The sequence below is a fragment of the Halopseudomonas litoralis genome, assembly GCF_900105005.1.
In the GTDB taxonomy this organism is placed as follows: Bacteria; Pseudomonadota; Gammaproteobacteria; order Pseudomonadales; family Pseudomonadaceae; genus Halopseudomonas; species Halopseudomonas litoralis.
In genome coordinates, this window is the sequence record NZ_LT629748.1 from 3,463,152 (window position 1) to 3,489,615 (window position 26,464).

27 protein-coding genes and 1 pseudogene are annotated in these 26,464 nt (G+C 58.3%); 18 read left to right on the forward strand and 10 right to left on the reverse strand.

Annotated features, from left to right (window positions below):
- Positions 1–48: 48 nt before the first annotated feature.
- Entirely contained in the window at positions 49–477 is a 429-nt protein-coding gene (locus tag BLU11_RS16495) for a type II toxin-antitoxin system death-on-curing family toxin (RefSeq protein WP_090276616.1), read from the reverse strand.
- Between the two features lie 7 nt (positions 478–484).
- Positions 485–706 (reverse strand): AbrB/MazE/SpoVT family DNA-binding domain-containing protein, encoded by a 222-nt coding sequence (locus tag BLU11_RS16500; protein ID WP_090275267.1) that lies wholly within the window; start codon positions 704–706, stop codon positions 485–487.
- A 192-nt stretch (positions 707–898) separates the two neighbouring features.
- On the opposite strand from BLU11_RS16500, the gene BLU11_RS16505 reads away from it, so the two are divergent.
- The gene (locus BLU11_RS16505; RefSeq protein ID WP_090275269.1) at positions 899–2,488 is read left to right on the forward strand and encodes an ABC-F family ATPase; all 1,590 of its coding nucleotides are present in this window, start codon (positions 899–901) and stop codon (positions 2,486–2,488) included.
- A gap of 10 nt (positions 2,489–2,498) precedes the next feature.
- Here the strand turns inward: BLU11_RS16505 and BLU11_RS16510 are convergent, their stop codons facing one another.
- The 3 genes from BLU11_RS16510 to BLU11_RS16520 all read right to left on the reverse strand — a co-directional run bounded on the left by BLU11_RS16510 (position 2,499) and on the right by BLU11_RS16520 (position 5,528).
- Positions 2,499–2,882: a DUF6746 family protein gene (locus BLU11_RS16510; protein WP_090275271.1), complete on the reverse strand. Its 384-nt coding sequence runs from the start codon at positions 2,880–2,882 to the stop codon at positions 2,499–2,501.
- A 148-nt stretch (positions 2,883–3,030) separates the two neighbouring features.
- Entirely contained in the window at positions 3,031–4,170 is a 1,140-nt protein-coding gene (locus BLU11_RS16515; protein ID WP_090275272.1) for a glycerate kinase, read from the reverse strand.
- Positions 4,170–5,528 (reverse strand): GntP family permease, encoded by a 1,359-nt coding sequence (locus tag BLU11_RS16520; RefSeq protein WP_090275274.1) that lies wholly within the window; start codon positions 5,526–5,528, stop codon positions 4,170–4,172. Before BLU11_RS16520 ends, BLU11_RS16515 begins: the two co-directional genes overlap by 1 nt.
- A 140-nt stretch (positions 5,529–5,668) precedes the next feature.
- Between BLU11_RS16520 and BLU11_RS16525 the strand changes: the two genes are divergently transcribed.
- Entirely contained in the window at positions 5,669–5,869 is a 201-nt protein-coding gene (locus BLU11_RS16525) for a PA3496 family putative envelope integrity protein (RefSeq protein ID WP_090275276.1), read from the forward strand.
- Here the strand turns inward: BLU11_RS16525 and BLU11_RS16530 are convergent.
- Positions 5,841–6,773: a LysR family transcriptional regulator gene (locus BLU11_RS16530; RefSeq protein ID WP_090275280.1), complete on the reverse strand. Its 933-nt coding sequence runs from the start codon at positions 6,771–6,773 to the stop codon at positions 5,841–5,843. The genes BLU11_RS16525 and BLU11_RS16530 overlap by 29 nt on opposite strands.
- A gap of 134 nt (positions 6,774–6,907) precedes the next feature.
- On the opposite strand from BLU11_RS16530, the gene BLU11_RS16535 reads away from it, so the two are divergent.
- The 9 genes from BLU11_RS16535 (at position 6,908) to BLU11_RS16575 (ending at position 18,181) form a co-directional block, all read left to right on the forward strand.
- Positions 6,908–8,323 carry an acetyl-CoA carboxylase biotin carboxylase subunit gene (locus BLU11_RS16535; RefSeq protein WP_090275283.1) on the forward strand — a complete coding sequence of 472 codons (1,416 nt, stop codon included), beginning with the start codon at positions 6,908–6,910 and terminating at the stop codon, positions 8,321–8,323.
- A gap of 44 nt (positions 8,324–8,367) precedes the next feature.
- Complete coding sequence (gene oadA, locus BLU11_RS16540) at positions 8,368–10,179, forward strand: sodium-extruding oxaloacetate decarboxylase subunit alpha (protein WP_090275285.1); 1,812 nt, start codon at positions 8,368–8,370, stop codon at positions 10,177–10,179.
- A 54-nt stretch (positions 10,180–10,233) separates the two neighbouring features.
- The gene (locus tag BLU11_RS16545; RefSeq protein WP_090275287.1) at positions 10,234–10,920 is read left to right on the forward strand and encodes a carbonic anhydrase; all 687 of its coding nucleotides are present in this window, start codon (positions 10,234–10,236) and stop codon (positions 10,918–10,920) included.
- A 354-nt stretch (positions 10,921–11,274) separates the two neighbouring features.
- Entirely contained in the window at positions 11,275–12,918 is a 1,644-nt protein-coding gene (locus BLU11_RS16550) for a tetratricopeptide repeat-containing response regulator (protein WP_090275289.1), read from the forward strand.
- Positions 12,915–13,610, forward strand: coding sequence for a sensor histidine kinase (locus BLU11_RS16555; RefSeq protein ID WP_090275292.1), 696 nt, complete (start codon positions 12,915–12,917; stop codon positions 13,608–13,610). Before BLU11_RS16550 ends, BLU11_RS16555 begins: the two co-directional genes overlap by 4 nt.
- Before the next feature lie 111 nt (positions 13,611–13,721).
- Positions 13,722–15,380 (forward strand): long-chain-fatty-acid--CoA ligase, encoded by a 1,659-nt coding sequence (locus BLU11_RS16560; protein WP_090275294.1) that lies wholly within the window; start codon positions 13,722–13,724, stop codon positions 15,378–15,380.
- A 281-nt stretch (positions 15,381–15,661) separates the two neighbouring features.
- Positions 15,662–16,240: a hypothetical protein gene (locus tag BLU11_RS16565; RefSeq protein WP_090275297.1), complete on the forward strand. Its 579-nt coding sequence runs from the start codon at positions 15,662–15,664 to the stop codon at positions 16,238–16,240.
- A 3-nt stretch (positions 16,241–16,243) separates the two neighbouring features.
- Positions 16,244–16,564 (forward strand): hypothetical protein, encoded by a 321-nt coding sequence (locus BLU11_RS16570; protein ID WP_090275299.1) that lies wholly within the window; start codon positions 16,244–16,246, stop codon positions 16,562–16,564.
- A gap of 648 nt (positions 16,565–17,212) precedes the next feature.
- On the forward strand, positions 17,213–18,181 hold the full coding sequence (locus tag BLU11_RS16575; protein WP_090276209.1) for an IS5 family transposase: 969 nt from the start codon (positions 17,213–17,215) through the stop codon (positions 18,179–18,181).
- A gap of 408 nt (positions 18,182–18,589) precedes the next feature.
- Here BLU11_RS16575 and BLU11_RS19835 read toward each other — a convergent pair.
- Positions 18,590–18,704: pseudogene (locus BLU11_RS19835) on the reverse strand (pilin); the annotation flags it as partial.
- 396 nt (positions 18,705–19,100) lie between these two features.
- Between BLU11_RS19835 and purE the strand changes: the two are divergent.
- The 7 genes from purE to BLU11_RS16615 all read left to right on the forward strand — a co-directional run bounded on the left by purE (position 19,101) and on the right by BLU11_RS16615 (position 23,810).
- On the forward strand, positions 19,101–19,592 hold the full coding sequence (purE, locus tag BLU11_RS16585) for a 5-(carboxyamino)imidazole ribonucleotide mutase (protein ID WP_090275303.1): 492 nt from the start codon (positions 19,101–19,103) through the stop codon (positions 19,590–19,592).
- Between the two features lie 10 nt (positions 19,593–19,602).
- Positions 19,603–20,682 (forward strand): 5-(carboxyamino)imidazole ribonucleotide synthase, encoded by a 1,080-nt coding sequence (locus BLU11_RS16590; RefSeq protein ID WP_090275305.1) that lies wholly within the window; start codon positions 19,603–19,605, stop codon positions 20,680–20,682.
- A gap of 28 nt (positions 20,683–20,710) precedes the next feature.
- Positions 20,711–21,238, forward strand: coding sequence for a DUF3299 domain-containing protein (locus BLU11_RS16595; RefSeq protein ID WP_090275307.1), 528 nt, complete (start codon positions 20,711–20,713; stop codon positions 21,236–21,238).
- A 95-nt stretch (positions 21,239–21,333) separates the two neighbouring features.
- The gene (locus tag BLU11_RS16600) at positions 21,334–22,263 is read left to right on the forward strand and encodes an alpha/beta hydrolase (RefSeq protein ID WP_090275309.1); all 930 of its coding nucleotides are present in this window, start codon (positions 21,334–21,336) and stop codon (positions 22,261–22,263) included.
- 3 nt (positions 22,264–22,266) lie between these two features.
- Positions 22,267–22,956, forward strand: coding sequence for a tRNA (N6-threonylcarbamoyladenosine(37)-N6)-methyltransferase TrmO (gene tsaA / locus BLU11_RS16605; RefSeq protein ID WP_090275311.1), 690 nt, complete (start codon positions 22,267–22,269; stop codon positions 22,954–22,956).
- A gap of 1 nt (position 22,957) precedes the next feature.
- Positions 22,958–23,323, forward strand: coding sequence for a DUF3301 domain-containing protein (locus BLU11_RS16610; protein WP_090275313.1), 366 nt, complete (start codon positions 22,958–22,960; stop codon positions 23,321–23,323).
- Between the two features lie 130 nt (positions 23,324–23,453).
- Positions 23,454–23,810 carry a hypothetical protein gene (locus BLU11_RS16615; RefSeq protein WP_090275316.1) on the forward strand — a complete coding sequence of 119 codons (357 nt, stop codon included), beginning with the start codon at positions 23,454–23,456 and terminating at the stop codon, positions 23,808–23,810.
- Positions 23,811–23,817: 7 nt separating this feature from the next.
- On the opposite strand, the gene BLU11_RS16620 is transcribed toward BLU11_RS16615, so the two are convergent.
- The 3 genes from BLU11_RS16620 to cfaB form a co-directional block, all read right to left on the reverse strand.
- On the reverse strand, positions 23,818–24,324 hold the full coding sequence (locus BLU11_RS16620; protein WP_090275318.1) for a DUF192 domain-containing protein: 507 nt from the start codon (positions 24,322–24,324) through the stop codon (positions 23,818–23,820).
- Positions 24,324–25,151, reverse strand: coding sequence for a flagellar brake protein (locus tag BLU11_RS16625; RefSeq protein ID WP_090275320.1), 828 nt, complete (start codon positions 25,149–25,151; stop codon positions 24,324–24,326). The genes BLU11_RS16620 and BLU11_RS16625 overlap by 1 nt, the downstream gene beginning before the upstream one ends.
- A 91-nt stretch (positions 25,152–25,242) precedes the next feature.
- Complete coding sequence (gene cfaB, locus BLU11_RS16630; RefSeq protein WP_090275322.1) at positions 25,243–26,427, reverse strand: C17 cyclopropane fatty acid synthase CfaB; 1,185 nt, start codon at positions 26,425–26,427, stop codon at positions 25,243–25,245.
- Between the last annotated feature and the right edge of the window lie 37 nt (positions 26,428–26,464).

Below are 26,464 nucleotides of genomic sequence, written 5' to 3' on the forward strand. Positions count from 1 at the left end.
CCACCACATACCGATAGCGGGGCTCGGCCCACCCTCGCGGCATACGCCCTAGGCCCCGTAACCTTCTGCGGACTCCTGCAACTCATCCGGTCGATCAATCACGATGCGCTCGCGCAGCCAGCTGGCGAACTCCGCTTCACTGATGGAACCTTCGGCGAGGCCAATATATTGTGGGTAGAGCTCGACATCATCCGCTTCCAAATGACCATCGTTGAGTTCGATAAACACTTCGCACATGACAGCCGCGGCGCGCTTGTTGCCATCGACAAAGGGATGATTACGGGCCAGACCATGGGCCAGGCTGGCAGCCAGATCGGCCAGATCCGGTGGCGGCTCGCCGTAAGCGAACAGTTGATGCGGCCGGGCCAGCGCCGAATCAAGCAGACCTTCATCCCGAGCCCCGCTGCTGCCGCCGTGCTCAGCCAGTTGCCGGTCATGAATGGCCAGCGCGAGCACCTTGTTGATCCAGACAATCATATCCACTTCACTGTGCCAGTTTATGCAGCAAATTACGCCGTTTGCGCATGACCTTATCAGCCACGGCCATTTGCTCCGCCAGCGTCGGATCAAAGGTGGTCAGCTTGATACCATCCGGTGTTTCCAGCACATACAGTTCGTCGCCTTTCTCCAGGCGCAAGCGGGCGAGAATCTCCTTGGGGAGGATGACGCCGGAAGAATTGCCGATGGAAGTGATCTTGAGTTTCATGGGGACCTCCGCAGTCAAGTTATAACGAATGGTATAACCCAGTATGGGATATGTGCAAGTATTCCGACGAAGAGCGCTGCCACCATCCATCCGGCTTATTGCCCACTGCTGTTACTCAGGTGCCATAGCCAGTACAATTTGCCGCCGCTTTATACAGAGCGCACTCTCTCATTTATTCCCCAGGATACTTCCTTGATCTCCACCGCTAACATCACCATGCAGTTCGGCGCCAAGCCGCTTTTTGAAAACGTTTCCGTCAAATTCAACAACGGCAACCGCTACGGTCTGATCGGCGCCAATGGCAGCGGCAAGTCGACCTTCATGAAGATCCTCGGTGGCGAGCTGGAACCCTCCGGTGGGCAGGTGATGCTGGAGCAGAACGTGCGCCTGGGTAAGCTGCGCCAGGATCAGTTTGCCTATGAAGAGTTCAGCGTGATCGATACGGTGATCATGGGCCATGAAGAATTGTGGAAGGTCAAGGCCGAGCGCGACCGTATCTATTCGTTAGCGGAAATGAGTGAAGAAGACGGCATGGCCGTGGCCGAGCTGGAAACCGAGTTCGCCGAGATGGACGGCTATACTGCGGAATCACGCGCTGGCGAACTGCTGTTGGGTCTGGGTATTTCACTGGATCAGCATTTCGGCCCGATGAGCGAAGTCGCGCCCGGCTGGAAGCTGCGGGTGTTGCTGGCCCAGGCCCTGTTTTCCGATCCGGATGTGTTGCTGCTCGACGAACCTACCAACCATCTGGATATCAATACCATCCGCTGGCTGGAAGATATTCTCAAGGTCCGCAACAGCACCATGATCATCATTTCCCACGACCGCCACTTCCTCAACAGCGTGTGCACGCACATGGCGGATCTGGATTACTGTGAGCTGCGCCTGTTCCCCGGCAACTATGACGAATACATGACGGCGGCGACCCAGAGCCGCGAGCGCCTGTTGTCGGACAACGCCAAGAAAAAAGCCCAGATCGCCGAACTGCAGACCTTCGTCAGCCGTTTCTCGGCGAACGCCTCCAAGGCCAAGCAGGCTACCAGCCGGGCCAAACAGATCGACAAGATCCAGCTGGACGAGGTCAAGCCATCCAGCCGGATCAGCCCGTTCATTCGCTTCGATCAGCACAAGAAACTGCATCGTCAGGCATTGACACTGGAAAACCTCAGTCAGGGTTATGACGGTGAAGTGCTGTTCAAGAACCTCAGCCTGCAGATCGAAGCCGGCGAAAGAGTGGCGATCATCGGTCCCAACGGTATCGGCAAGACCACCCTGTTGCGCACCATGGTCGGTGATATGCAACCGCAGGGCGGTGCAGTGAGATGGGCCGAAAGCGCTGATGTTGGTTATTTCGCCCAGGATCATGCTGACGATTTTGAGTACGACTACACGCTGTTCGACTGGATGTCCCAGTGGACCCAGGGTGGCGAACAGCTGGTACGCGGCACTCTGGGCCGGATGTTGTTTTCCAACGACGACATTCTCAAATCGGTGAAGGTGATTTCCGGGGGGGAGCAAGGCCGCATGCTGTTCGGCAAGCTGATCCTGCAGCGCGCCAACGTGATGATCATGGACGAACCGACCAACCACCTGGATATGGAATCCATCGAAGCCCTGAACCTGGCGCTGGACAACTACCCCGGCACACTGATCTTCGTCAGCCATGACCGCGAGTTCGTCAGCTCCCTGGCGACACGCATCATCGAGTTGTCGGAGTCCGGTATCAAGGACTTCTCCGGCACCTATGACGATTACCTACGCAGCCAGGGCGTGCTGGTCTGAACTGATACGGTTATTTCACCAGCGTCCGGGTCGTTTCCAGGTAGATTTGCCCTTTGGTCTTCACCACTTCGGGTTTGCCTGTCTCGGACGCTATGTGTACCTCTTCCAGCACCTCGGCGGTCTCCACCAGATCCGCCTGGATTTTCTGCAAGGCGTTTTCCAGGGTATAGGTCAGCTGATGCACTTCGTGCATATCCATCGGCGTCAATTGATCCTTGGCCAGAAGCTCATCCAGCTTGATGTTGTACTCACTGAGGTTGGAAACCGCTTGCTGCAGGGTTTCTGCGGGCTCGCCTTTGAAATGGGCGGGGCGCTCGGCGTCGTTCTGGGCCCAGCTTGCAGCGCTCAGACCGAGAACGATAATACCGGCGAACAGGCGAAATGGCGTTTGCATGAGTGATCCTCCTGGAAAGCCCGACATGGGCGGTTCAACAGGACGATACGCCTGATGATAATCAGTCGCAATTGATAACGTATTACATCCCTGCGGCAGAGCGACGCATCCCATTACGGCTGCAGCCACTTGGGCATGCAGCGATTTACTAGCGGCTACCTGCTCCCAGCTGCCATAGGCGGGCGATGTCCGCCGCCCTGGACTGCAATTGAGTACCGGCTTCACGCATGGCTTGCTCCAGGCTGATCGGGCCCGGCGCGAGACTGAAAGCCGCGGCGATACCGATGTCGTAGACACCTTGATAACCTTCAGCAAGGCTGCCTGCCAGCGCAATCACCGGCACACCCGCTTCGCGGGCGACACGGGCAACACCGGCCGGGGTCTTGCCATGCAGGGTCTGACCATCCAGCTGTCCTTCGCCGGTAATCACCAGATCCGCCCCCTGCACCGCCTCAGCCAGACCGGACAGCTCGGCCACCAGCTCGATACCGGGGCGGAAAGTAGCACCCAACACCGCCTTGGCAGCAAAGCCCAGGCCGCCAGCCGCACCGACGCCAGGCAGATCGCGGAAATCCTCGCCGAGCACCTGGGCCATGACATCGGCAAAATGCGCCAGCGCGGCGTCCAGCTGCTCGACCTGCTGCGGATCAGCACCCTTCTGCGGGCCAAATACATGGGACGCGCCGCGTGGGCCGCATAGCGGGTTATCCACATCTGCAGCCACCAGCATCTCGATCTGCGCCAGCCGCGGATCCAGCTCTGAAAGATCTATACGTTGCAGATCAGCCAATGCTGCACCGCCCGCAGCCAGCGGCTGATCGTGCGCATCCAGCAGTTGCGCGCCAAGCGCCTGCAGCAGACCGGCACCGCCGTCATTGGTCGCGCTACCGCCGATCCCCAGAATAATGCGCGTGGCACCGGCATCCAGCGCTGCGCGAATGAGTTCACCGGTGCCATACGTCGTGGTGATGCAGGCGTTGCGCTGATCCGAAGCGACCCAGTGCAGCCCGCTGGCTGCAGCCATCTCGATCACCGCCTGCCCATCATCCAGCCAACCCCAGTGCGCGGATACCGCCTCACCCAGGGGACCGCGCACGCTCAATTCACGGCGCTGCCCTCCGGTTGCTGCGAGTACCGCATCGACCGTGCCTTCACCGCCATCGGCCATGGGACACAATTGCAGATCTGCATCGGCAAATACACTTGCCCAACCACGGGCGATGGCCGCAGCCACTTCCGGCGCAGACAGGCTCTCCTTGAAGGAATCCGGAGCGATGACTACCTTCATTACAGCAATACCAGACTGAGCAGCCAGACAGTGGTGATACCGACGAGGCCCTGAATCAGCGTCGCTACCGTCTGCGTTTTGTAACCGGTTGCCACGCTCATGCGGCTGAATTGAGTGACTACCCAGAAGAAACTGTCGTTGGCATGGGAGACAGTCATTGCGCCCGACCCGATCGCCATGACTGTCAGCACGCGGCCCATGTCGCTGTCCAGACCAAGCTGGGTGAGCATGGGCGCAACCAGTGCCGAGGTGGTGACCAGCGATACGGTGGACGAGCCCTGAGCGGATTTCAGTGCGGCTGCCACCAGGAATGGCATGAACAGACCGATGCCCAGGGTCGACAAGGTATTACCCAGATAATCCCCCAGCGGAGTAGCGCTGAGCACGCTGCCAAAGGCGCCACCGGCACCGGTAATCAGCAGGATGGGCGCAGCGGCGAGAATGCCCTGGGTAACCCTGTCCTCGAACTGTTCACGCTTGTTGCCGGGTTTGAGCAGGGTACAGGCCAGCGCCAGGCCGACCGCCAGCGCAATCACCGGCTGACCGAGAAATGCCAGTACAGCATGCAGCAGGCCTTCTCCGATCGGGCGTGCCGGCAGATTGACGATAGTGCCCAGGCAGATCAACAGAATCGGCACCATGATGGGTGCAAACGCCTTGGCTGGAGATGGCAGCGTGCCGTAGCTGGCGCGCATCTGTTCATAGTCTTCGGTTTCCAGCGTCGGCACGGCGCTTTCGACCAGCGGAATATCCTTGTGGGCGAAACGACTGGCCCAGAACAGCCCCGCCAGCGCAGTCACCATGGCAACGGACAAGCCAACCAGGATAACCAGACCGAGCTGCGATTCCAGCCCGAGGTTACCGGCGGCGGCGATCGGGCCGGGTGTGGGCGGCACAAAGGTATGCGTCGCGTACAAGCCGGTGGCCAGCGCTACGCTCATCGCTACCACCGATACCTTCATGCGCGCTGCCAACGCGTTTTTCAGGGAGTTGAGAATGACGTAGCCCGAATCACAGAACACCGGAATGGATACCAGATATCCGATGATCGACACCGTCAGCGTCGGGAAACGTTCGCCGAGCAACTTGATAACAGTCTCGGCCATGGTGATGGCCGCACCGCTGCGTTCGAGAATGATCCCGATGATGGTACCCAGGGTGATGACGATACCGATATAACCCAGGATATTGCCGAAGCCACCGGTGATGCTCTTGACGATATCGTTTGCCGGCATCTGGTAGGCAAAGCCGGCCAATAACGCAGCGCCCAGCAACGCCAGAAAGGGGTGCAGTTTGAGCTTGGTGGTAGCCACCACGATAAACGCGATCAATACGATCAGAATCAGTACGAGTCCCATTGCCTACTCCCTTGGTGCGGGTCATTTAATTCCGGTTAGTGTAGGGCATCGGCAAGCGGGCGGCACCATTGTCATCAACCGGTCATCCTTTGCGCGTAAACATGGCTGCGTAGTCACCCATTGTCACAGGAGATGCCCATATGGCCTTCAATCCGGACTTTGCCAGTGAAACAATCAGCAGCGTGCGCAGAGAGAAGCGGCGGCTGGAAGATAAGAGACGCATGGCCTTTCGCCGAGCCATTGAGGATTATCGCGAAAGCCAGGCGCTGCACGCGCAGTTGCGGGATTACCCCGAGCTGCATGGCAATGACTTCAATCAAAGGGTTGGGCCAGCTCTTTGATCACTCCCCGCTCTTCCTTGAGGAAATCCTGAAAGGCCTGTGCCACCGGGCTGAGCCGCTTGCCGCGAGCGTGCACCACACACCAGCTTCGAAAAAATGGCAGCTCGGCAAAGCCCAGTTGCACCAGTTGGCCATTCTGCAGCCAGGGCGCTGCACCATGGGCCGAGACCAGACCGATACCCAGCCCGGCAATCGCGCCTTGCGCTATGGTCTCGCCTGACCCCAATTGCATGACTTGCTGCAGGTGCACACGCTTCTGCTGAAAATACTCATCGCAGGCCTTGCGGATACCCGAGCCAGGTTCGCGCTGCAACACCATATGGTTTTCCATAGCCCCCAGTGGCAACCCCGTGCGTCCGGCCAATGGATGGCTCGGCGCTGCCACCGCAATGATCGGGTTGTTCAGAAAAGGGTAGAACTCCAGTGCCCGATCTGCCGGCACCATGCCCATCAGCACCAGGTCGTCCCGATTATCCCGCAGGCGCTGAATAATCTGCGCCCGGGTGCAGACCTCCAGACGAAAACTCACCTGCGGAAAGCGCTGGCGGAACGCGGCAAGAATATGCGGTGTGAGGTATTGAATGCTGCTCACCACCGCCAATCGCAACTCACCCTGGAGAGTGCCCTGCAGAGCCGATAGCTGCATGTCGAGATTCTCGATGCGCTGGAAGATATCCTCCGACGCCGACAACAGGCTGGACGCCGCTTCGGTGATATACAGTTTGCGGCCGACATATTCAAACAGTGGCTGCCCGACCACCTCTTCCAACTGCCGCATCTGCAGACTGACCGCCGGCTGGGTCAGAGCCATGGCGTCTGCTGCTCGACTGTAGGAGCGGTGCAGGCATACTGCTCTGAACACCTGCAGCTGTCGCAGAGTCATACGTAAGAGTGATTGAGCCATGCTGGAGGTCCGATAATGGCAAAGTTCATTGATATTAGTATTTACTTATACATAATCCAACAATTACTCATTTCCAAAATAGCAACCCGTCGAGTTAAGTTCTGGTAACCGATCACCCAACAGAGGAAAGGGATGTGATCAAGAAAATCCTGATTGCCAACCGTGGCGAGATTGCTGTCCGAATTGTCCGCGCCTGCGCGGAAATGGGCATTCGCTCGGTGGCCATTCACTCGGATGCGGACCGCTATGCGCTGCATGTCAAACGCGCCGATGAATCCTACAATGTCGGCAGCGACCCACTGGCCGGTTATCTGAATGCTCGCCAACTGGTCAACCTGGCGGTCGAGACCGGTTGCGATGCCTTGCACCCCGGTTATGGTTTCCTGTCGGAGAACGCCGAGCTGGCTCGTGTCTGCAGCGAACGCGGGATCCGCTTCATCGGCCCGTCGGCGGAAGTCATCAGTCGCATGGGCGACAAGACCGAAGCCCGGCGCAGCATGATTGCCGCCGGTGTACCTGTCACCCCCGGCACCGAAGACAATCTGAAAGACCTGCAGGATGCCCTGAGTGAGGCCGAGCGAGTCGGCTATCCGGTCATGCTCAAGGCCACCTCCGGTGGCGGCGGCCGCGGTATCCGCCGCTGCAACAGCAAGGAAGAGCTGGAACAGGCCTGGCCGCGGGTGATTTCCGAAGCGACCAAGGCCTTCGGCTCGGCCGATGTGTTCCTGGAAAAGTGCATCGTCAATCCCAAGCACATCGAAGCACAGATTCTGGCCGACAGTTTCGGTAACACCGTGCACCTGTTCGAGCGCGACTGTTCGATCCAGCGGCGCAACCAGAAGCTGATCGAAATCGCCCCCAGCCCGCAGCTGACGCCCGAACAGCGTGCCTATATCGGCGATCTGGCAGTGCGTGCGGCCCAGGCCGTCGGTTACGAGAACGCCGGCACCGTGGAATTTCTGCTGGCGGACAACGAAGTCTATTTCATGGAAATGAATACCCGGGTGCAGGTGGAGCACACCATAACCGAGCAGATCACCGGGATCGACATCGTCCGTGAGCAGATCCGCATCGCCTCCGGCCTGCCGCTATCGGTCAAGCAGGAAGATATCGAGCACCGCGGCTTTGCAATCCAGTTCCGCATCAACGCCGAAGACCCGAAGAATGACTTCCTGCCGTCCTTCGGCAAGATCACCCGCTATTACGCACCGGGCGGCCCGGGCGTGCGGGTGGATACGGCGATCTATACCGGTTACACCATTCCGCCCTACTACGACTCCATGTGTCTGAAGCTGATCGTCTGGGCGAACAACTGGGAAGATGCCATGGACCGGGGTTACCGGGCGCTGGACGACATGCACCTGCACGGGGTCAAGACCACCGAGGTGTATTACCAGCAGATCCTCAAGAACCCGGACTTCCGCAGCGGCGTGTTCGACACCAGCTTCGTCGATACCCACCCGGAATTGACCAACTATTCGACCAAGAACAAACCTGAAGCCCTGGCCCTGGCCATTGCCGGCGCCATCGCCGCTTACGCCGGTCTTTGATTTCAGCCGCAGGCTGCGCGCTTGCCGCTAATGAGGAATGCACCATGAGCAAGAAACGCATCAACGTTACCGATACCATCCTGCGCGATGCCCATCAGTCGCTGCTGGCTACCCGCATGCGCACCGAGGACATGCTGCCGATCTGCCCCAGGCTGGATCAGGTCGGCTATTGGTCGCTGGAAGTCTGGGGTGGTGCCACCTTTGACTCCTGTGTGCGCTTCCTCAAGGAAGATCCCTGGGAGCGTCTGCGCCAGCTGCGCGCCGCCCTGCCCAATACCCGCCTGCAGATGCTGCTGCGCGGGCAGAACCTGCTCGGCTACCGTCATTACAGCGATGACGTGGTCCGCGCCTTCGTTGCCAAGGCCGCAGTCAACGGCATCGATGTGTTCCGCATTTTCGACGCGATGAATGACGTCCGTAACCTGCGTACCGCCATCTCTGCGGTCAAGGCCGCCGGCAAGCATGCCCAGGGCACCATCTGCTATACCACCAGCCCGGTGCATACAGTTGAACTGTTCGTCGAACAGGCCAAGACTCTGGAAGCCATGGGCGTCGATTCCCTGGCAATCAAGGACATGGCCGGTCTGCTGACGCCCTTTGCCACCGGTGAGCTGGTCGAGGCGCTGAAGGCGGCCACCAGCCTGCCGGTATTCATCCACTCCCATGACACCGCCGGCCTGGCTGCCATGTGTCAGCTGAAAGCCATCGAGTGCGGTGCAGATAACATCGATACCGCCATCGGTTCCATGGCCTGGGGCACCAGCCATCCGGGCACCGAGTCCATGGTCGCGGCGCTCAAAGGCACGCCCTATGACACCGGGCTGGATCTGGAGCTGATCCAGGAGATCAGCATGTACTTCATGGAAGTACGCAAGAAATACCACCAGTTCGAAAGTCCCTTCACCGGTGTGGATACCCGCGTGCAGATCAACCAGGTGCCGGGCGGCATGATGTCCAACCTGGCCAACCAGCTGAAGGAACAGGGCGCGCTGAACCGCATTCAGGAAGTGTTCGACGAGATTCCGCGGGTGCGTGAAGACCTCGGCTTCCCGCCGCTGGTGACACCGACCTCGCAGATCGTCGGCACGCAGGCGGTGTTCAACGTGCTGGCCGGCGAACGCTACAAAACCATCACCAACGAAGTGAAGCTGTATCTGCAGGGCCGCTACGGCCAGGCACCCGGCACCATCAACCCGGAACTGCAGGTGCGCGGAATCGGTGATGAGCACGTCATCGACGTGCGCCCGGCGGACCTGCTCAAGCCCGAGATGGACCGGCTGCGCAATGAAATCGGCAATCTTGCCAAGAGCGAAGAAGATGTACTGACCTTCGCCATGTTCCCGGATATCGGGCGCAAGTTTCTCGAAGAACGCGCCGCCGGCACCTTGGAGCCGGAAGTGCTGCTGCCGATTCCGGATGGCGACAGCAAGCCCGCTGCCGCCGAAGGCGTGGCCACCGAGTTCATGATTGACGTGCACGGTGAAAGTTACCGTATCGATATCACCGGTGTGGGCGTCAAAGGGGACGGCACTCGCCATTTCTACCTCAGCGTGGATGGCATGCCGGAAGAAGTCGTTCTCGAAGAGCTCAATCAATTCGTCGGTGGCGCCGGTGGCAAGGCCCGTCAGCATGCGACCAAACCCGGTCACGTCACCACCAGCATGCCCGGCAACGTGGTCGATGTGCTGGTGGCCGAAGGCGACAAGGTCAAGGCCGGTCAGGCGGTGCTGATCAGCGAAGCGATGAAAATGGAAAGCGAAATCCAGGCAGCAATCAACGGTACTGTGAAAGCCGTGCATGTCGCCAAGGGTGATCGCGTCAATCCAGGTGAGATATTGATCGAGATCGAGGCCTGAACAAAGCGGGGAGCCAGCCGGCTCCCCGTTAACACCGAAACAGCGAGCGTGCCCATGCCCTATAAAAAACTGAAGAGTGCTGACGATGCCATTCAACAGATCGTTGATGGTTACAAGCACTTCCATGAAGAGGTGTATCCCCAGCAGGAAGAGTTATTCCGGAAACTGGCCTTCGAGCAGACCCCCAAGGCCATGTTCATTACCTGCGCCGACTCCCGCGTTGTGCCCGAGCTGATCACCCAGAGCTCGCCAGGCGACCTGTTCGTCACCCGCAACGTCGGTAATGTGGTACCACCCTACGGCCAGATGCTCGGCGGTGTCTCCACTGCCATCGAATATGCCGTGGTAGCCCTGGGTGTGAAACACGTGATTATCTGCGGTCATTCCGACTGCGGCGCCATGAAAGCCGTGCTTGACCCAGCCCAGTTGAAGGGAATGCCCACGGTAAAATCCTGGCTGCAGCATTCGGAAGTCGCCAAGATAGTGGTGCAGGAAAACTGTGGCTGCGCCGATCACACTACCCTCGGCATCCTTACCGAGGAGAACGTGGTTGCCCAACTCGGTCACCTGGCCACCCATCCTTCGGTTGCTTCACGTCTGGCCCGCGGCGATCTGTTCATCCACGGTTGGGTTTACGATATCGAAACCAGCCAGATCCGCGCCTACGATACCGAGAAGGGCGAATTCCGCCGCATCGGTGATGGTCCGCTGCCGATGGCGACGCCCAGACCACGCTACTAGCAGCCGGCTCCTTCAAGACATGAGCAGAGCCTCAGGGTGTAGCGCACCTGCGCTACGCCAGTGACTGTGCAGGCTACTTGCCCCCTCCTGTCGTCGAGCAGGCGCTCGACAACCCTGCCCCAGGCTCAGCCACGCAGCGTACTACCCGCCTGGACCGATCCGCGTATAGCTGATCTTTTTCCTATGGCCGGAAACAGCAATCCCCGGTGAGCCGGAGATTGCTGTAAAGCCTGGGAAAACCAGCTCAAGTTACGACAATGTGGAAATGTACCTGACCCCATTTTCACCATTAAAGGCGGACACCTGTGATGGCCATTTGCCCTGTCGGCCCTTGCCCCGTCCAGCTACAATAAGATGGCTGCCAACAGGCGCAGCATCGAACCGGGCCGCGACATGATCGAATACAACACCAAGCGTTTTCTCATAGTGGATGACTTCACCGACTTCCGTTCGGCGCTCACCGGTATGCTCCGCCAGTTGGGGGTTGCCGATGTCGATGCTGCGGTCAGTGGTGAGGAAGCCCTGGCTCTGTGCAGGAAGAAGAGTTATGACGTCATCCTGCATGACTACAATCTTGGCAAGGGTAAGAACGGCCAGCAGGTGCTGGAAGAGTTGCATCACGACCAACTGATCAGCCCACATTGCATATTCATCATCATTTCCGCAGAAAGCAGCCAGGCCATGGTCATGGCCGCGCTGGAATGCGAGCCGGACAGCTATCTGACCAAACCCTTCAATCTGGCCAGTCTGCAGCAGCGGCTGGACAAGTTGATCGCCATGAAGACCGCGCTCAGGCCGGTGTTGGAGGCTGAAATTCGGGGTGAGCATGTGGCGGTGCTTGAGGCCTGCGCCAAGATCATCGCCGCGCATCCACGTTATGCTCCACAATGCCGGCGCCATCAGGTTTCTGCGCTGGCAGCGCTGGGCCGGCAGCCGGACCAGGAGCGTCTGTTGCAATCGTTGGTCAGCGAGCGGCCATTACCTTGGGCGCTGGTAGCCCTGGCAGATCTCTGGCGGGAAACCGGTAAGCTGGATAAGGCGCACGCGCTGTACCAGGACGGCATCCGTCAGTTTCCGATGATTCCGGCGTTATATGACGGGCTGGCTGCTACCGAGCTGGCCCGCGGCAACCTGGAGGAAGCGCAGCAACATCTGCAGCATGGGCTGCGCGTCTCGCCCAACTCGCTGCAGCGTCAGGAGCGCATGGGCCAGATCGCCCAGCGCAACAATGATCACGAACAGGCCACACGCGCCTTCCGCCATGCTGTGGACCTGGGGCGCAATTCGCTGTTTCGCAATCCCGAGAACCACTTGAGTCTCGCCTCCAGCCTGACTGCCCAGGCCGGCGATACCGTGCTTGGCCCAAGGGCGCTGGCGGAGGTTCACCAGACGCTGAGCGAGCTGGACAAGACCTGGCGTAGTGATCCTGCCCTGTCGGTACGCTCGCGGCTGCAGCAGGCGAGTACTCTGGACAAGGCCGGGCAGGTAGCCCAGGCATACAAGTTGGCGGAACAGGTGGCGAGCGAGATCGCCGAGCTGGATAGTTTCTTTGCCGCCGACGTGGCACTGCAGGCCGCGCAGCAACTACGTGGCTTGGGCCAGGCTCAGCAAGCCGACGGGGTGCTGGCCACCTGTGCGGAAATGTATGGAGACGACCCCGCGGTATTGGCCAATATCGCTCGGCATACCGATAACCCGGACATTCTCGCCGCAGGCTCGCAGGCCCTGGAATGGAATCGTCAGGCCATCCAGTTCTATCAGCAGAAGAACTACTCCAAGGCACTGGAGCTGTTCCGCCAAGCCTTGGCCAGCCAGCCGCGCAATATCAGCTTCGCCCTGAACACGGCCCAGTCGCTGCTGCGCCTGGTTGTTGCCAGCCCCAAGCCGGAACTGCTGGCCGAGTGCGAGCGCTGCCTGCAACAAGCCGCCACCATGCCCACCAACGATCACCGCCGCGAGCGTTACCGTAAACTTCGCGAGCGGCTGGAGCAGCTATGAACAACAATGACCATGAGGGTCTGGACTTCTCCACGGTGCTGGCCTCCACCGTCCACGACATGAAAAACTCCCTGGCCCTGCTGATGCAGAGCTGGAGCCAGTGGGTCGAGCGCTTGCCGCCGGAGCTGGCGCAATCTGGCGAACGTGGCGTGATCGAATATGAGTCGCTGCGGCTCAACGGCATGCTCATGCAGATGCTCGGGTTGTATAAACTACAGATCAACGCCCTGCCGCTACACCCCGACTGGGTGGAAGTTGACGATCTGTTGCAGGCGCAGCTGGCGCGCCATGCGGAGATTCTGCAGGCGCGCGATATCAGCAGCAGCTACAGCATCGATGATGCTGAACTGTTGCACTTCATGGATGCGGAACTGATCGGCTCGGTGATCGCCAATGTCATCAACAACTCGATCCGTTACACGCGCTCGGCCATCCATCTGCACGCCGCGCTGGAGGATGATCTGCTGATGATTTCGGTGAGCGATGACGGCAGCGGCTATCCCGCCGACATGCTGGGCCGCTACAGCACCGGCACCCGCGATGCGGACGTCAGCAACGGCAGCACGGGATTGGGCCTGTATTTTGGTCAATGCATCGCCAGATTGCATCAGCGCGAAGGCCGCCAGGGGTATATAGAGCTGAGCAACGACGGACGGCTTGGCGGCGGCGAGTTCCGTCTGTACCTTCCCTGAACGCTTATGACCTATCAACACCATAGGTTTTGACGGTTTTCTGATTGTCTGATCCGTGCTTATCTGGGCTGTTTCTATAATTAAAAAGATCGTCTGAACGGAGTCCTGCGCATGTTTGATCGTCATTACGCCGCCTGGCCTGATCTGGTACCGCATTTTCTGGATCTACCGGCCACCAGTCTGTACTCCAACCTGAGCGTTTCTGCGCTGCGCTATCCGACGCACCCGGCCATCATCTATTACGGCACACCGCTGACCTATACCGAGCTTGAGCGTCAGGCCGAGGCGCTGGCCGGTTATATGCAACGTGCTGGCGTAAAAGCGGGTGACCGTGTCTTGCTGTATATGCAGAACAGTCCGCAATTCGTTATCGGCTTCTACGCCATTCTGCGTGCCAATGCGGTGGTGGTGCCGGTCAACCCGATGAATCGCCAGGCCGAACTGGAATATCTGATCGCCGACACCGAGGCGGAAGTCGCTCTGTGTGGCCGCGAATTGCTGGATAACATCAGCGGACTGGTCGAAAGCACCGGGCTGCGTGAAGTGGTGGTCAGCGCCTACGGCGAATATGTGCTTGAGCCCACTGACCTGGACCTGCCGGAAGCCGTGACCCTGTCCAGCGATATCCCGGATATCCAAGGCCTGACTGGCTGGCAACAGGCACTCACCGCAGCCTACGAGCCGGGCCCATTGACCGCAGGCCCGAATGATCTCTGTGTGATTCCCTATAGCTCCGGTACCACCGGCAATCCCAAAGGCTGCGTACACACCCACCACAGCGCCATGGCCACCACGGTGTATTGCTCGGTGTGGGGTAATGCTCAGCACAACAGTGTGCAGTTGGTGTCGGTACCGATGTTCCATGTCACTGGCATGCAGGTCTGCATGAACGCAGCCATCTATCTGGGTTCGACCCAAGTCATCATGACCCGCTGGGACCGCCGCACCGCTGCGAAGCTGATCGAGCGTCACGGCATCACCTCCTGGCGCAATATTCCGACCATGGTGGTGGACCTGCTCTCCGATCCGGATATCGACCAGTACGATATCAGTAGTTTGAAAGCCATCGGTGGCGGCGGTGCGGCGATGCCGGCAGCCATAGCAGCCAAACTGGAAAACAGGCTGGGTCTGCGCTACTCGGAAGGCTATGGCCTGTCGGAAACCCTCAGCGCCACCCACATGAACCCGCCACAGGCACCCAAGCCACAATGCCTGGGTATCCCGATCATTGGCGTGGATTCACGAATTATCGATGTGGACAGCCTTCAGGAAGTCGGCGTGGGCAAGGTCGGTGAAATCGTCCTGCAAGGTGAGCAGTTATTCCAAGGCTATTGGCGCCGCCCCGAAGCCACAGAAGAAGCCTTTCTGGAGCTGGACGGCAAGCGCTTCTTCCGCACCGGTGATCTGGCCTATTACGACGAAGAAGGCTATTTCTTTCTGGTCGACCGGGTCAAACGGATGATCAACGCGTCCGGTTACAAGGTCTGGCCAGCGGAGGTGGAATCCCTGCTTTACGGCCATCCCGCTGTGCAGGAAGTCTGTGTGATCTCGGTGCCGGATGAACGCCGCGGGGAAACGGTCAAGGCGGTGGTGGTGCTGGCTGCGGGACAGGCCGACACCAGTGCTGAGGACATCATCAGTTGGTGCCAGACCAACATGTCAGCCTACAAATGCCCGAAATTGGTGCAGTTCACCGACGCCCTGCCCAAATCCCCCGCCGGCAAGATCATGTGGCGGGCATTGCAGGAACAGGAGTGGGCCGAGAGCTGAGTGACACGTGGGTGTAGCGCAGGCGAGACTGGACATGGTAAGGAAACCTGTCGTCGAGCAGGCGCTCGACAACCTTGCCCCAGGCTCTACTACAATCCCCGGCGAGCCGGGGATTGTAGTAGAGCCTGGGAAAGTCTGGAAATGTACCTGACCCCAATTTTCCTCTCTCGAAAAGTGTGTTTCTCCTCCCAATTCTTAACGTCGGCTGTTGCCCAGTTGCACGGAGCGAGTACCATCCTCGCCCTACTATCTGAGCGGACTTGGTAATAGGACGTAAATGTATGTCTAAATGGATTGGACTGTTATTACTGACAGTTGCCGTTGGAGCAAACGGCCATCAAACCTGCAACAACTCGGTCCTTGAAACCGAGTTGCCCGTATCCAAAACCGTAGAAGGTCAAACTCTGGTTCTCGCTGGACCAGCGAGGCTTGAATTGAACCCGGGCGAGACGGCAATGACTATCGCCCACCTTCCGGAAATGCTGATCGTCAAATATCCGGATGGCGCTTCCCTTTCGCACCGCTGGATGGACGAATCAGAAATGCGCAAGAATCACTCCAGTAAGCTTGCCTTCGCTGATTTTATTCGCCTGGTATTCCGGATGAACATGCATGATGCCTCAAATGCCGATCGCAAAGAGGCTGACGCCGTCTGGGACGCTATGACTTCGGGATGCATAAACGCCAGGCATTACCATCTTTCAGACACCGATATTTTCACCTACTCGCAGACCCGAGCGAGCGGGGAACGCTACCACGCATTTTTCATTCTCGATGACGGTATCGTTCATTACCTCGATATCCGCGGTAACGATGCGCTTGCAGATAATGTCTTAACCACTTTCAATAAACAGGATTGAGCCATGAGTCCTTATGAACAAGACGACATCCGCTATATTCTCAATCGCATCTATTCCCCTGCAATTGCTGGCCGCTGGGAAGTAAACGAACGCGTCGCGGAGACTCTGCTTGAGATGAGTAGCGCGCTGAGCAATTGTTCAAAGCTGATGGAGCTGGCGCCCCGGCCGATGCCACCCGGCGCCAGACCGCTCCGATATCTTTCAAAAGAGGCGCGAAAGGCACTGATGCGCCAGTTGAAAGAAGATGACACTTATATTTCCTGCGTTAAGGTTGGGGCGATCGCTTATCGCTCACAATTCGAAGCTGCAAGCCGGGGTCTATGAGTAAACAGCCGTTAAGCTGACGTAACTCCTCTTGGCAGAATAGCCACCTCTTCCTACATGCTAGTCGCCGAGTTGGTCGTCCGGAACGCGCCACTGATGCCGACCCTTTGTACTTGGCGCAATAAAGCCAAATCCGAAGGACGCTCCGTGCCAGGTCGCTCAGCCAAACCCGCAGGAAGATGTACCTGGACTCCTTTTTCCCAAAACTAATGGGCCTCCACGAAGGCTCAGGCGCCACCCAAGCCAAGCAGATGATCACCGCACCGGAGTGTAACGCGCCTGCGCTACGCCAGCACGCCGGCACGCCAGCGACTGTAATGGCTGCTCATCCTCCTGTCGCTCGACAACCTGCCCCAGGCTCGGCCACGCAGCTAATACCCGTCTGAACCAATCTGTATATACCTGACCTTTTCCTATGGCCGGAAACAGCAATCCCCGGTGAGCCGGGGAAAGTCAGATCAGGTTATGGAAATGTACCTGACCCCATTTTCCTTCTTAAGGAGTGGTAGTCGCCTTAAAACTACCAGTCATCCAGTTTGCGCGGGTATCTGCGCACGACCATGCAGTCACAATACCGGCGTTAGGGAAGGTCTGAAAAAGACTTCCTGAAAAGGTAAAATGCGTCAGCGCCATTTTCGAGACCACCGCATGAAACAGATGAGCTTTGCAGACGCCGAATACGCTGGTAAACGTAAGCAGACCCGCCGTGAGCGCTTTCTGCTGGAAATGGATCAAGTGGTTCCCTGGAAGCCATTGCTGGCGCTGATCGAGCCGCACTATCCCAAGGGCGAAGGTGGTCGACCTGCTTACCCGCTCGACGCGATGCTGCGAGTTCATCTGATGCAGAACTGGTTTGGGTACAGCGATCCAGCGATGGAAGAAGCGCTGTATGAAACCACCATCTTGCGACTCTTCGCGGGCCTTCAACTTGATCGCATTCCGGATGAAACCACTATTCTCAAATTCCGTCGGCTGCTGGAACGCTACGGCCTGTCCACGGCGTTGTTCGAAGTGGTCAATCGTTACCTGGGTGAGCACGGGCTAATGCTGCGCCACGGCACCGTGGTCGATGCAACCATCATTCATGCACCCAGTTCGACCAAGAACAAAGAAGGTAAGCGCGATCCCGAGATGCATCAGACCAAGAAGGGTAACCAGTATTATTTTGGCATGAAGGCCCACATTGGCGTTGATGCTGAGTCAGGGCTGGTTCACAGTCTCGTGGGGACGGCGGCCAATGCGGGCGATGTTACTCAGGTAGACAAGCTTCTGCATGGCGAAGAAACCCATGTATGCGGTGACGCCGGCTATACCGGCGTTCAGAAACGGGATGAACACAAAGGGCGCAAGCAGGTGGTCTGGTCGATTGCGATGCGCCCAGGCAAGCTCAAGACATTGAGCAAAACCAAGCTGATCGAGAAAGGCTTGCGCCGAATCGAGCGGGCCAAAGCCAGTACACGAGCCAAGGTCGAGCATCCGTTTCGAGTGATCAAATGCCAGTTCGGATTCACCAAGGTGCGCTACAAGGGCCTGGCGAAGAACACGGCCCAGTTGCATACCTTGTTCGCCCTGGCCAACCTATGGATGGCCCGAAAACAGCTGTTAAGTGCAGGATAAATCCGCCCGGAGTACTGGGTACAGCGGCCTGGATGGCCGAAAAGGGGCTGCAACGCGCTGAAAACGCGACTGAGGGCGATGAAATCGTTCCTGAAATGTTTTTTTTGTGAGTCGAGGTCATAATCGCCGCCCATATGGCCGGTATTTCAGACCTTCCTTAGCAAGCGGATCAGGTGTAAGTACAACTTCCGGTTGAGTGCTGCCACCTAAAGCTGCGCCCCGTTGCAGTAACTTTGCCGGTTCCATCAACAAACACTGTAGCCACATATTGACTTAATTCATTGGCGGTTGCCGCCGTCGCTGTGCAAGAGGCATAGTCAGCGGCTGTATGATCCGCTGCTCCTTGGTTTATCTCTTGGACGCAAGTCCGGGCAGCACTCGCAGCGAATACTATCTCAGATATCTTAGCCTTATTCTTATAATCCTGATAAGCCGGCAACGCTATCGCCGCCAGAATCCCAATAATCACCACCACGATCATCAGCTCAATAAGAGTAAAACCTTTCTGCATTTGAGCTTTCATTTCTCAACTCTATTGTTTGTAAGATAGCTGATCAGGAGCATCCGGACGCCATGCACAACCTCGCCAAGTTGCATATAAAGGGTATAGGCTGCCCAGGGATGAAACCAAGAGGCTGATGTGGCTGGCCAAGGCGGCTTCATGCGGTCATCCCATCGCTGCGCAGCAGGTGGCGGCGCTGCATTCGCGGCAAAAGCCGGAGCAGGGCGAGTAGCGCACCGGTCCACGTTTGAGCCTGCGTCTGCCGCCGCTCGGCCAGGCATCGTCGCTCTGTCGGTATCAGGCTGGTTCGGCGGGCACTTTAGGTTATAATTGCCCGTTTCCGGCCACCGGCCGATCTGTCCAATCTCGAGCCACGCCTATGCGTGGCTTTGTTTTTCGTCATCAAGAGGCACGACAATGACCGCACTGGTTGGCGTGATCATGGGCTCCAAGTCCGACTGGTCTACCATGAGCCACACGGCAGACATGCTGGAGCAGTTGGGCATCCCCTTTGAAGTGAAGGTGGTCTCCGCACACCGCACTCCCGACCTGCTGTTCGACTATGCTGAACAGGCGGACGGTCGGGGCATCGAGGTGATCATTGCCGGTGCCGGTGGCGCAGCCCACCTGCCGGGTATGTGTGCGGCCAAGACCCACCTGCCGGTGCTGGGCGTGCCGGTGCAATCGTCCATGCTCTCGGGCGTCGACTCGTTGCTGTCCATCGTGCAGATGCCCGGCGGTGTGCCGGTGGGTACACTGTCGATCGGCAAGGCCGGTGCAATCAATGCGGCGTTGCTGTCAGCCAGCATTCTGGGCGCCAAACATCCGCAGTATCATCAGGCGTTGAAGGATTTCCGTACCCAGCAGACCGATACCGTGCTGGATAATCCGGACCCACGTCAGGCTTGAGGAAGCAATCATGAAGATCGGCATCATCGGTGGTGGTCAACTCGGACGCATGCTGGCCCTGGCCGGCACGCCGCTGGGTCAGCAATTCGCCTTTCTCGATCCGGCACCCGACGCCTGCGCGGCGGCGCTGGGCGAACATCTGTGCGCCGCCTATGACGACCGCGAGCAGCTGCGTCAGTTGGCGGAAGACGCCAATGTGGTGACCTTCGAGTTTGAAAGCGTCCCGGCCGAAACGGTGGCTTTCCTGGAGCAGTATGTGCCGGTATTCCCCAATGCCGAATCGCTGCGCATTGCCCGAGATCGCTGGTTCGAGAAGTCCATGTTTCTGGAACTGGGCATTCCCACTCCTGAATTCGCTGATATCCAGTCCCAGACCGATCTGGATGCGGCCGTCGAGCGAATCGGCCTGCCCGCCGTAATGAAAACCCGCACCCTGGGTTACGATGGTAAGGGCCAGAAACTGCTGCGCCAGCCGGAAGACGTGACTGGCGCCTTCGCCGAACTGGGCAATGTGCCCTGCATCCTGGAAGGCTTCGTGCCCTTCACCGGCGAAGTCTCATTGATTGCAGTACGCGGCCGCGATGGCGACACCTGCTTTTATCCATTGGTGCACAATACCCATGAGCAGGGCATCCTGCGTCTGTCAGTAGCCAGCACTGCCCACCCACTGCAAATCCAGGCCGAGAACTATGCCGGCCGCGTGCTGGACAAGCTGAATTACGTCGGCGTGCTGGCTTTCGAGTTCTTCGAGGTGGATGGCGGTCTCAAGGCCAACGAGATTGCCCCGCGTGTGCATAACTCTGGTCACTGGACCATCGAAGGCGCCGAGTGCAGCCAGTTCGAGAACCATCTGCGGGCCATTGCCGGATTGCCGCTGGGCGCCACCGACAAGATCGGTGAAAGCGCTATGCTCAATTTTATAGGTGAAGTCCCGCCGGTGGCCAAGGTCACGGCTATTGCTGATTGCCACCTGCACCATTACGGCAAGGCCTTCAAACCCGGGCGCAAGGTCGGACACGCCACTCTGCGTTGCGCCGATGCGGCGGTGCTGCAATCACGTATCGCCCAGGTCCAGGCCCTGATCGACTGATCAGGGTCATGCCACATCGGAAAACTCCATGTTGCGTCTGCTGATTACTCTGCTACTGCTTTGTCCCGCTCTGATTCTGGCCTCACCGCGAGAGGTGGACTGGCTCGACCTGCTGCCCGAAGAAGACTACCAGGCCATGCTCGACATGCCCGAAATCAGCCATGATTGGGGCGCCGAGGCCCCTGGTGACTTCTCCAGTAGTTTGCGCTCACCTGACCGCAACCTGCCCGAGGTCATGTACTCCACTCGCGTGGTCAATGAGATGGACGGGCAGCATATCGAGCTGGGCGGCTATCCGGTCCCCCTGGAAACCGACGAGCAAGGCCGCTATATCAGTTTCTTCCTGGTGCCTTACCCCGGCGCCTGCATCCATGTGCCTCCGCCCCCGCCGAACCAGATCGTTCTGGTTGACTATCCTGCCGGCATCGCCATCGCCGATATCTACCAGCCTTTGCTGCTGACCGGGGTATTGCAGATAGCGCAAACCAGCAATGAACTGGCTGATGCCAGCTATCGGCTACAGGCTGACAACGTGGAAAATTACCCTTACGAATAGTACTGGCTTTATGCGATCGCCCACACGGGTGAGCGCTCTGAAATGGGGTTTACGTTAAGCTCACGGCTCTCAGCGAATCATGCATTGGAGGCAGGATGGGCGTTCTAGGAGTGCTGGCACTGGTATTGCTGGCAGGTTGGTATGCCCGCAACTGGTTGCTTAGTCGGCAGGTGCCGCAACGACAACAGGTGCACATGGATGCCGAGGTCTACCGTGCAGGCGAGGCCTTTGTTATTCGCCGCCGAGCTCAGAATCCGTCCTGTTCTGTTGTGGTCATGCACGGCTTTCTGGAAAACCCGCTGTATTTCACCCGTTATTACGATGACCCCGCTATCGAGCTGATCATGGTCACCTGTGCAGGCTATCATCTGCCACTTCGTGCACCGCTTTTTCAACAACCTCCCTGGAACGCCTCGGCAACCATGGCCACAGGGACTATCGCCAGCGATGCACAGGTATTGAATCTGGCCCTGGAGCACTTGATCAGCATGCCCAATGTGCGAGTGCATGGTCATTCCCGAGGCGGCGCCGTCACTCTCGAAGCAGCACGGCAGCGACCCGACCTGTTCGAATCGGTCGAAGTATTACTGGAGGCCCCCGTATTACCTCAGGGCCAGCCATATCGACCACCGTCTCGCATTGTCCATTGGCTGATGCCGCTGGTTCATCTACTATGGCAGCGCAAGCCGAGCAGGATGTTGTCCAGCCCCATATGGGGCCCGTTGAATGATGCCGCCAAGCGCGAGTTGATCACGGCTATGCCGTTCAATCCACGGCGCAGCCAGGTGTTGATGACCAATGTCGAGGATATCGGTGACTGGATGAACACCACCGGGCCGGATATCTATCGTCACGTCAAACGCGGAGCGGTGTTGGTACCCGGCAAGGATCGTGTACTGGACTGCAATGCCATGTTGGACAGCGCCCGGCAGGCCGAGAACCTGCAGATAATTGAAGTGCCTGAGGGCAGTCACTTTGTATTGCTGGATAACCCTGAGGCAATACCACCGTTACTCCGGAACTGATACATGTCCTATAGCTTCGAGCCGATTGGTCTGGTGCATTCCTGTTTTGCCGAGAAGTTCGCTATCCCCCGTCAGCCCCAGCTGGCACCTGCCGCGCGCGGCGTGCTCGAGCTATTCCCTCCCTATGACAAACCCGAAGCAGTGGCCGGGTTGGAAGGTGTCAGCCATCTCTGGCTGCTATTCGTATTTCACGCTGCCGCCTCAGGCGAACAACATCTGCGGGTACGGCCGCCAAGACTGGGCGGCAATCAGCGCATCGGCGTATTCGCCAGCCGCTCGACCCACAGGCCCAATCCCATTGGCCAATCCGTGGTCAGGCTGGACGGCATTGAGGATGGTCGTCTGCTGCTGTCCGGTATAGATCTGCTCGACGGCACGCCGATTCTGGATATCAAGCCCTATGTGCCCTATGCCGATGCCTTGTCTGATGCCAGCAATACCCTAGCCGAAGCGGCTCCCGCTCAGCTTGTGGTGGATTGGAGCGAGCCGGCTCTGCAGCAGGCGCGCGCGCAAGCGCTGCGTCTGCAACAGCCGGTCATTGAGCTGATAGAACAGTGCCTGGCACAGGACCCCAAGCCCGCCTATCAGCGGCCTGATACAAATCGGGAGTATGGTGTGCGCTTCTGGGATATCAATGTCCGCTGGCATTATCCACAGGCGGACCGTATTCGCGTGGTGGCCGTGGAGCAATGACATGATCGATCTGGGACATGTAACACTGATGCTGCTGGCCGCGCTGGCCGGCGCCTGGGTCTGGCGCGGCCTGGGGTTGCGGGATCAGGCGCTGCGTATGGTTCGTCAGCATTGCCAGCGCACCAGTGTGCAGCTTCTGGATGAGAGCATCGCGCTGAATCGCTTGCGCCTGGGCCGTGGTCGCCATGGCAGGCCGGGCATAATCCGACGTTACGGGTTCGAATTCACAGTAACCGGTGAGCGCCGCTATGCCGGCTTTATTGAATTGCACGGCAGCGCACTGCAGAAAATCGAGCTGGCGCCACACCCCTTTCCCGGAGAAGAACCAGAGCCACCGCCGCCCCGAAATAACGTGCATTACTTGTAATAACCCGTTATCAAAATAAAGCCAGCTATTCCTTTTCGTTCCACGTGGAACACAACATAGGGACTCCTCTTGCTTGCTGCGAACCCCGCCGGCGGATTAAGGTAGCGTTTTTATCCAGGGACCGGAATACATGAACCGCTGTCTATTTCTGCTCATACTTCTGTGCATCAGCACTGCCGCACAGTCAGCGGCGTGCCTGATCGAATCCAATGACGATGCGTTACCGATTCGTATGTGCCAGCAGAACATCAGTATCCCGCCACAGCTATTCACTGACAGTTTCTGTCAGCCGCAGATTGCCGAGCGCAGCTTTGATATCAGTTTCCTGGAGCAGTGTCCCGAGGGCGCCTATGGCATCTGCGATGACGCTCAGAGCGAAGGCGTCGGTTACCGGCAGGCCATACATTATTACAGCGAACCCGGCGATAAGCCGGTGTTGAAGGCGTATTGCGAACAGTTCAGCCAAGGCCGGTGGCGTAGCCCCTGAGTCTGGCTCAGTAGGCTGGCGGCGGCGTCAGGTTATGGTCGGCCAGATCCAGATGATCGCCGGGCTGCAGCCCCAGATCTTCGGCAGTCCCTGGAGAGACCTCTATGACAAAACGCAGCGGCTGATCGGCCTGGTAGATGACACAGGGCGATGCGGTACAAGGCGGTACATCAGCAAATATCTGCAGCAGACGAGCATGCTCATCGACGAACAGCAGATCCAGCGACATCTGCATGTTACGCATCCAGATCGCCGGGCGGGTGCCCTCGGGAAAATCGAACAGCATGCCCGTTCCCGGCGCCAACTCGGTACGCCCCATCAGCCCCTGACGGCGACTATCCGGATCGGCGACCAGTTCCAGTTGGTATGATCGATCGCCGAGCGTGGCTTCTATAGTGTGCGCCTGCAGCGGAAAGGCAATCAGCAACCATAACGTGAGTGCATACCAGCAAGGACGCCCCTGGCTTTGTTGAGGTTGCATCGCGTACTGAGCTGCTGCGCCAGAGCCATCCATCAGAGTTTTTCCTTGAGCAAATTCTGATAAACCATGTTGGTCAGATATAGCCGGTCCGCTTCACTCAGGCGGATGAACTCCACTCCGGTGATCACCTGATCGCCATCCTGGCTGACAGCCCGCACCAGCGCCGCAACATTGAGGTATACCTCGACTCCTCCCGGATTGATGCGAAACGCCAACTTCAATTCATCACCGGAGGCAGCGAAAGGCACAGTTGATACCACCCGCGCGCCACCGGGGCTCAAATCCGCAATACGCGCCGCACTTTGCCCCTGCTCGCCCGTAACCATGCATACCAGATCAACCGACACCCGGGATGAGCTGCGAATACGCATGGTCTGCACCTCATCTGGCCAGGCCAGATGCAGATACGCAAAGGGCGCCAGACTGGATTTCAGCACCCGGGTGTTATAGGCCACTGCATCCTTGCCGATGAAGCCCCGAGCCAGGAAGCGCTGACCTTCCTTGATGAAGACCAGACGGCCATTGAGCGTGGGTGCCGTGACCAGCAGACTGATCGGCGCATGGAAGCCGATCACCCGCACCTGATAGCGTTCGCTGTGGTTGGGGCTGAGCACTTGCAGCTGCAACATGTCGCCGGGTGCCAGCGACAGTTGCGACAGACTGACAGGAGCTTGGTCCTGTAACTCAGCTGTCGCCTCGGCACGGCGGTAAACTCCCTTGTCTATCAGCTTTTGCAACAGCGGGCCGCTGTCAATACGCTGGCTCTGGCGGAATAGAACCTTACCCTCGGCATCCAACAGATCCCACGGCAGCGGTGCACCAAGAACAAAATCATCAGAATCAAGCAGCTTCAGTAGCACTCCAATCTCCGCAGAATCCCGAGAATCAGTCAATCTAGCAGGCTGGCCATTACTGCGCCATTAAAGAAACGCCTCGCCTTGTGCCAATTTGTCATTGATAGATATCCTCACGGGTCCAGGGCACATGATGACTACCGTCAGACAATGGTTTGACCGCCAGGATCTGATGAATATTCATCCAGTTGCGGCGGAAGCCGTAGGCACATCCCGCCAGATAGATACGCCAGATACGCAGCGCCTTGTCCGATACCAACTGACTGGCCTGCTCCAGGGATCGCTCCAGATTACTGCTCCAGTGCTCCAGAGTGCGCGCATAGTGCAGGCGCAGGCTCTCGACATCCAGCACCTCCAGACCCTGTTCGCTCATGCGCGCGATCGCCATCGACAGATGCGGCAACTCACCATGAGGAAAGACATAGCGGCCAATGAACTTGCCCGCCCCCCGGCCGACCTGACGTCCATCGATATACTTGGCGGTAATCCCGTGGTTCATTACCAACCCGCCCGGCTTGACCTGCTCATGCAGAATCTTGAAATAGGCACCCAGATTGGCATGACCGACATGTTCGAACATGCCGACACTGACAATCTTGTCGAAATTTTCCCGGCCGGGAAGGTCGCGATAATCAAGCAACTCGAAAGTCACCCGATCTGACAGTCCTGCTGCATCACACCGCGCCCGGGCCAATTCCAGCTGCGCCTTGCTCAGAGTAATACCATGTACCTGAACGTCGTAGAAACGCGCCGCATGGCGGGCCAGACCGCCCCATCCGCAGCCGACATCCAGCAGGCGCTCTCCCGGCTTGAGCCTTAATTTGCGGCACAGGTGATCAAGCTTCTGGGTCTGCGCGGTCGCCAGGCTGTCTTCGGGATTTCGGAAGTACCCGCAGGAGTAGACCATCTGCGGGTCCAGCCATAGGGCATAGAAATCATTGGATAGATCATAGTGGTAGGAGATGGCTTCGGCGTCCATCCGCTTGTCATGCTCGGTGCGCTCGACGGCAGGCTCGGTATTATCCCCAAGCAAGCCCTTGCTCAGCCGATCCGCGACGGCAATGACATCCATGATGTTGCCCTGGATTTCCAGCCTTTGGTCGATATAGGCCTCACCCAGCTTATCCAGTGTGGGGTTCTGCATTTCCTGCAGCAGCTTCAGATCATTGATCTGCAGGGTGACTCGAGGCTCTGGACCGAGATCAAGCGTCGGCCCACCCTTGACCACCACTCGCAGGGGCAATTGGAGCTCACCCAACGTTTCAGAAAATTGTGCAAACATCCCTCATCTCCGGTGTCCATCGGCCAAGACTCAAACC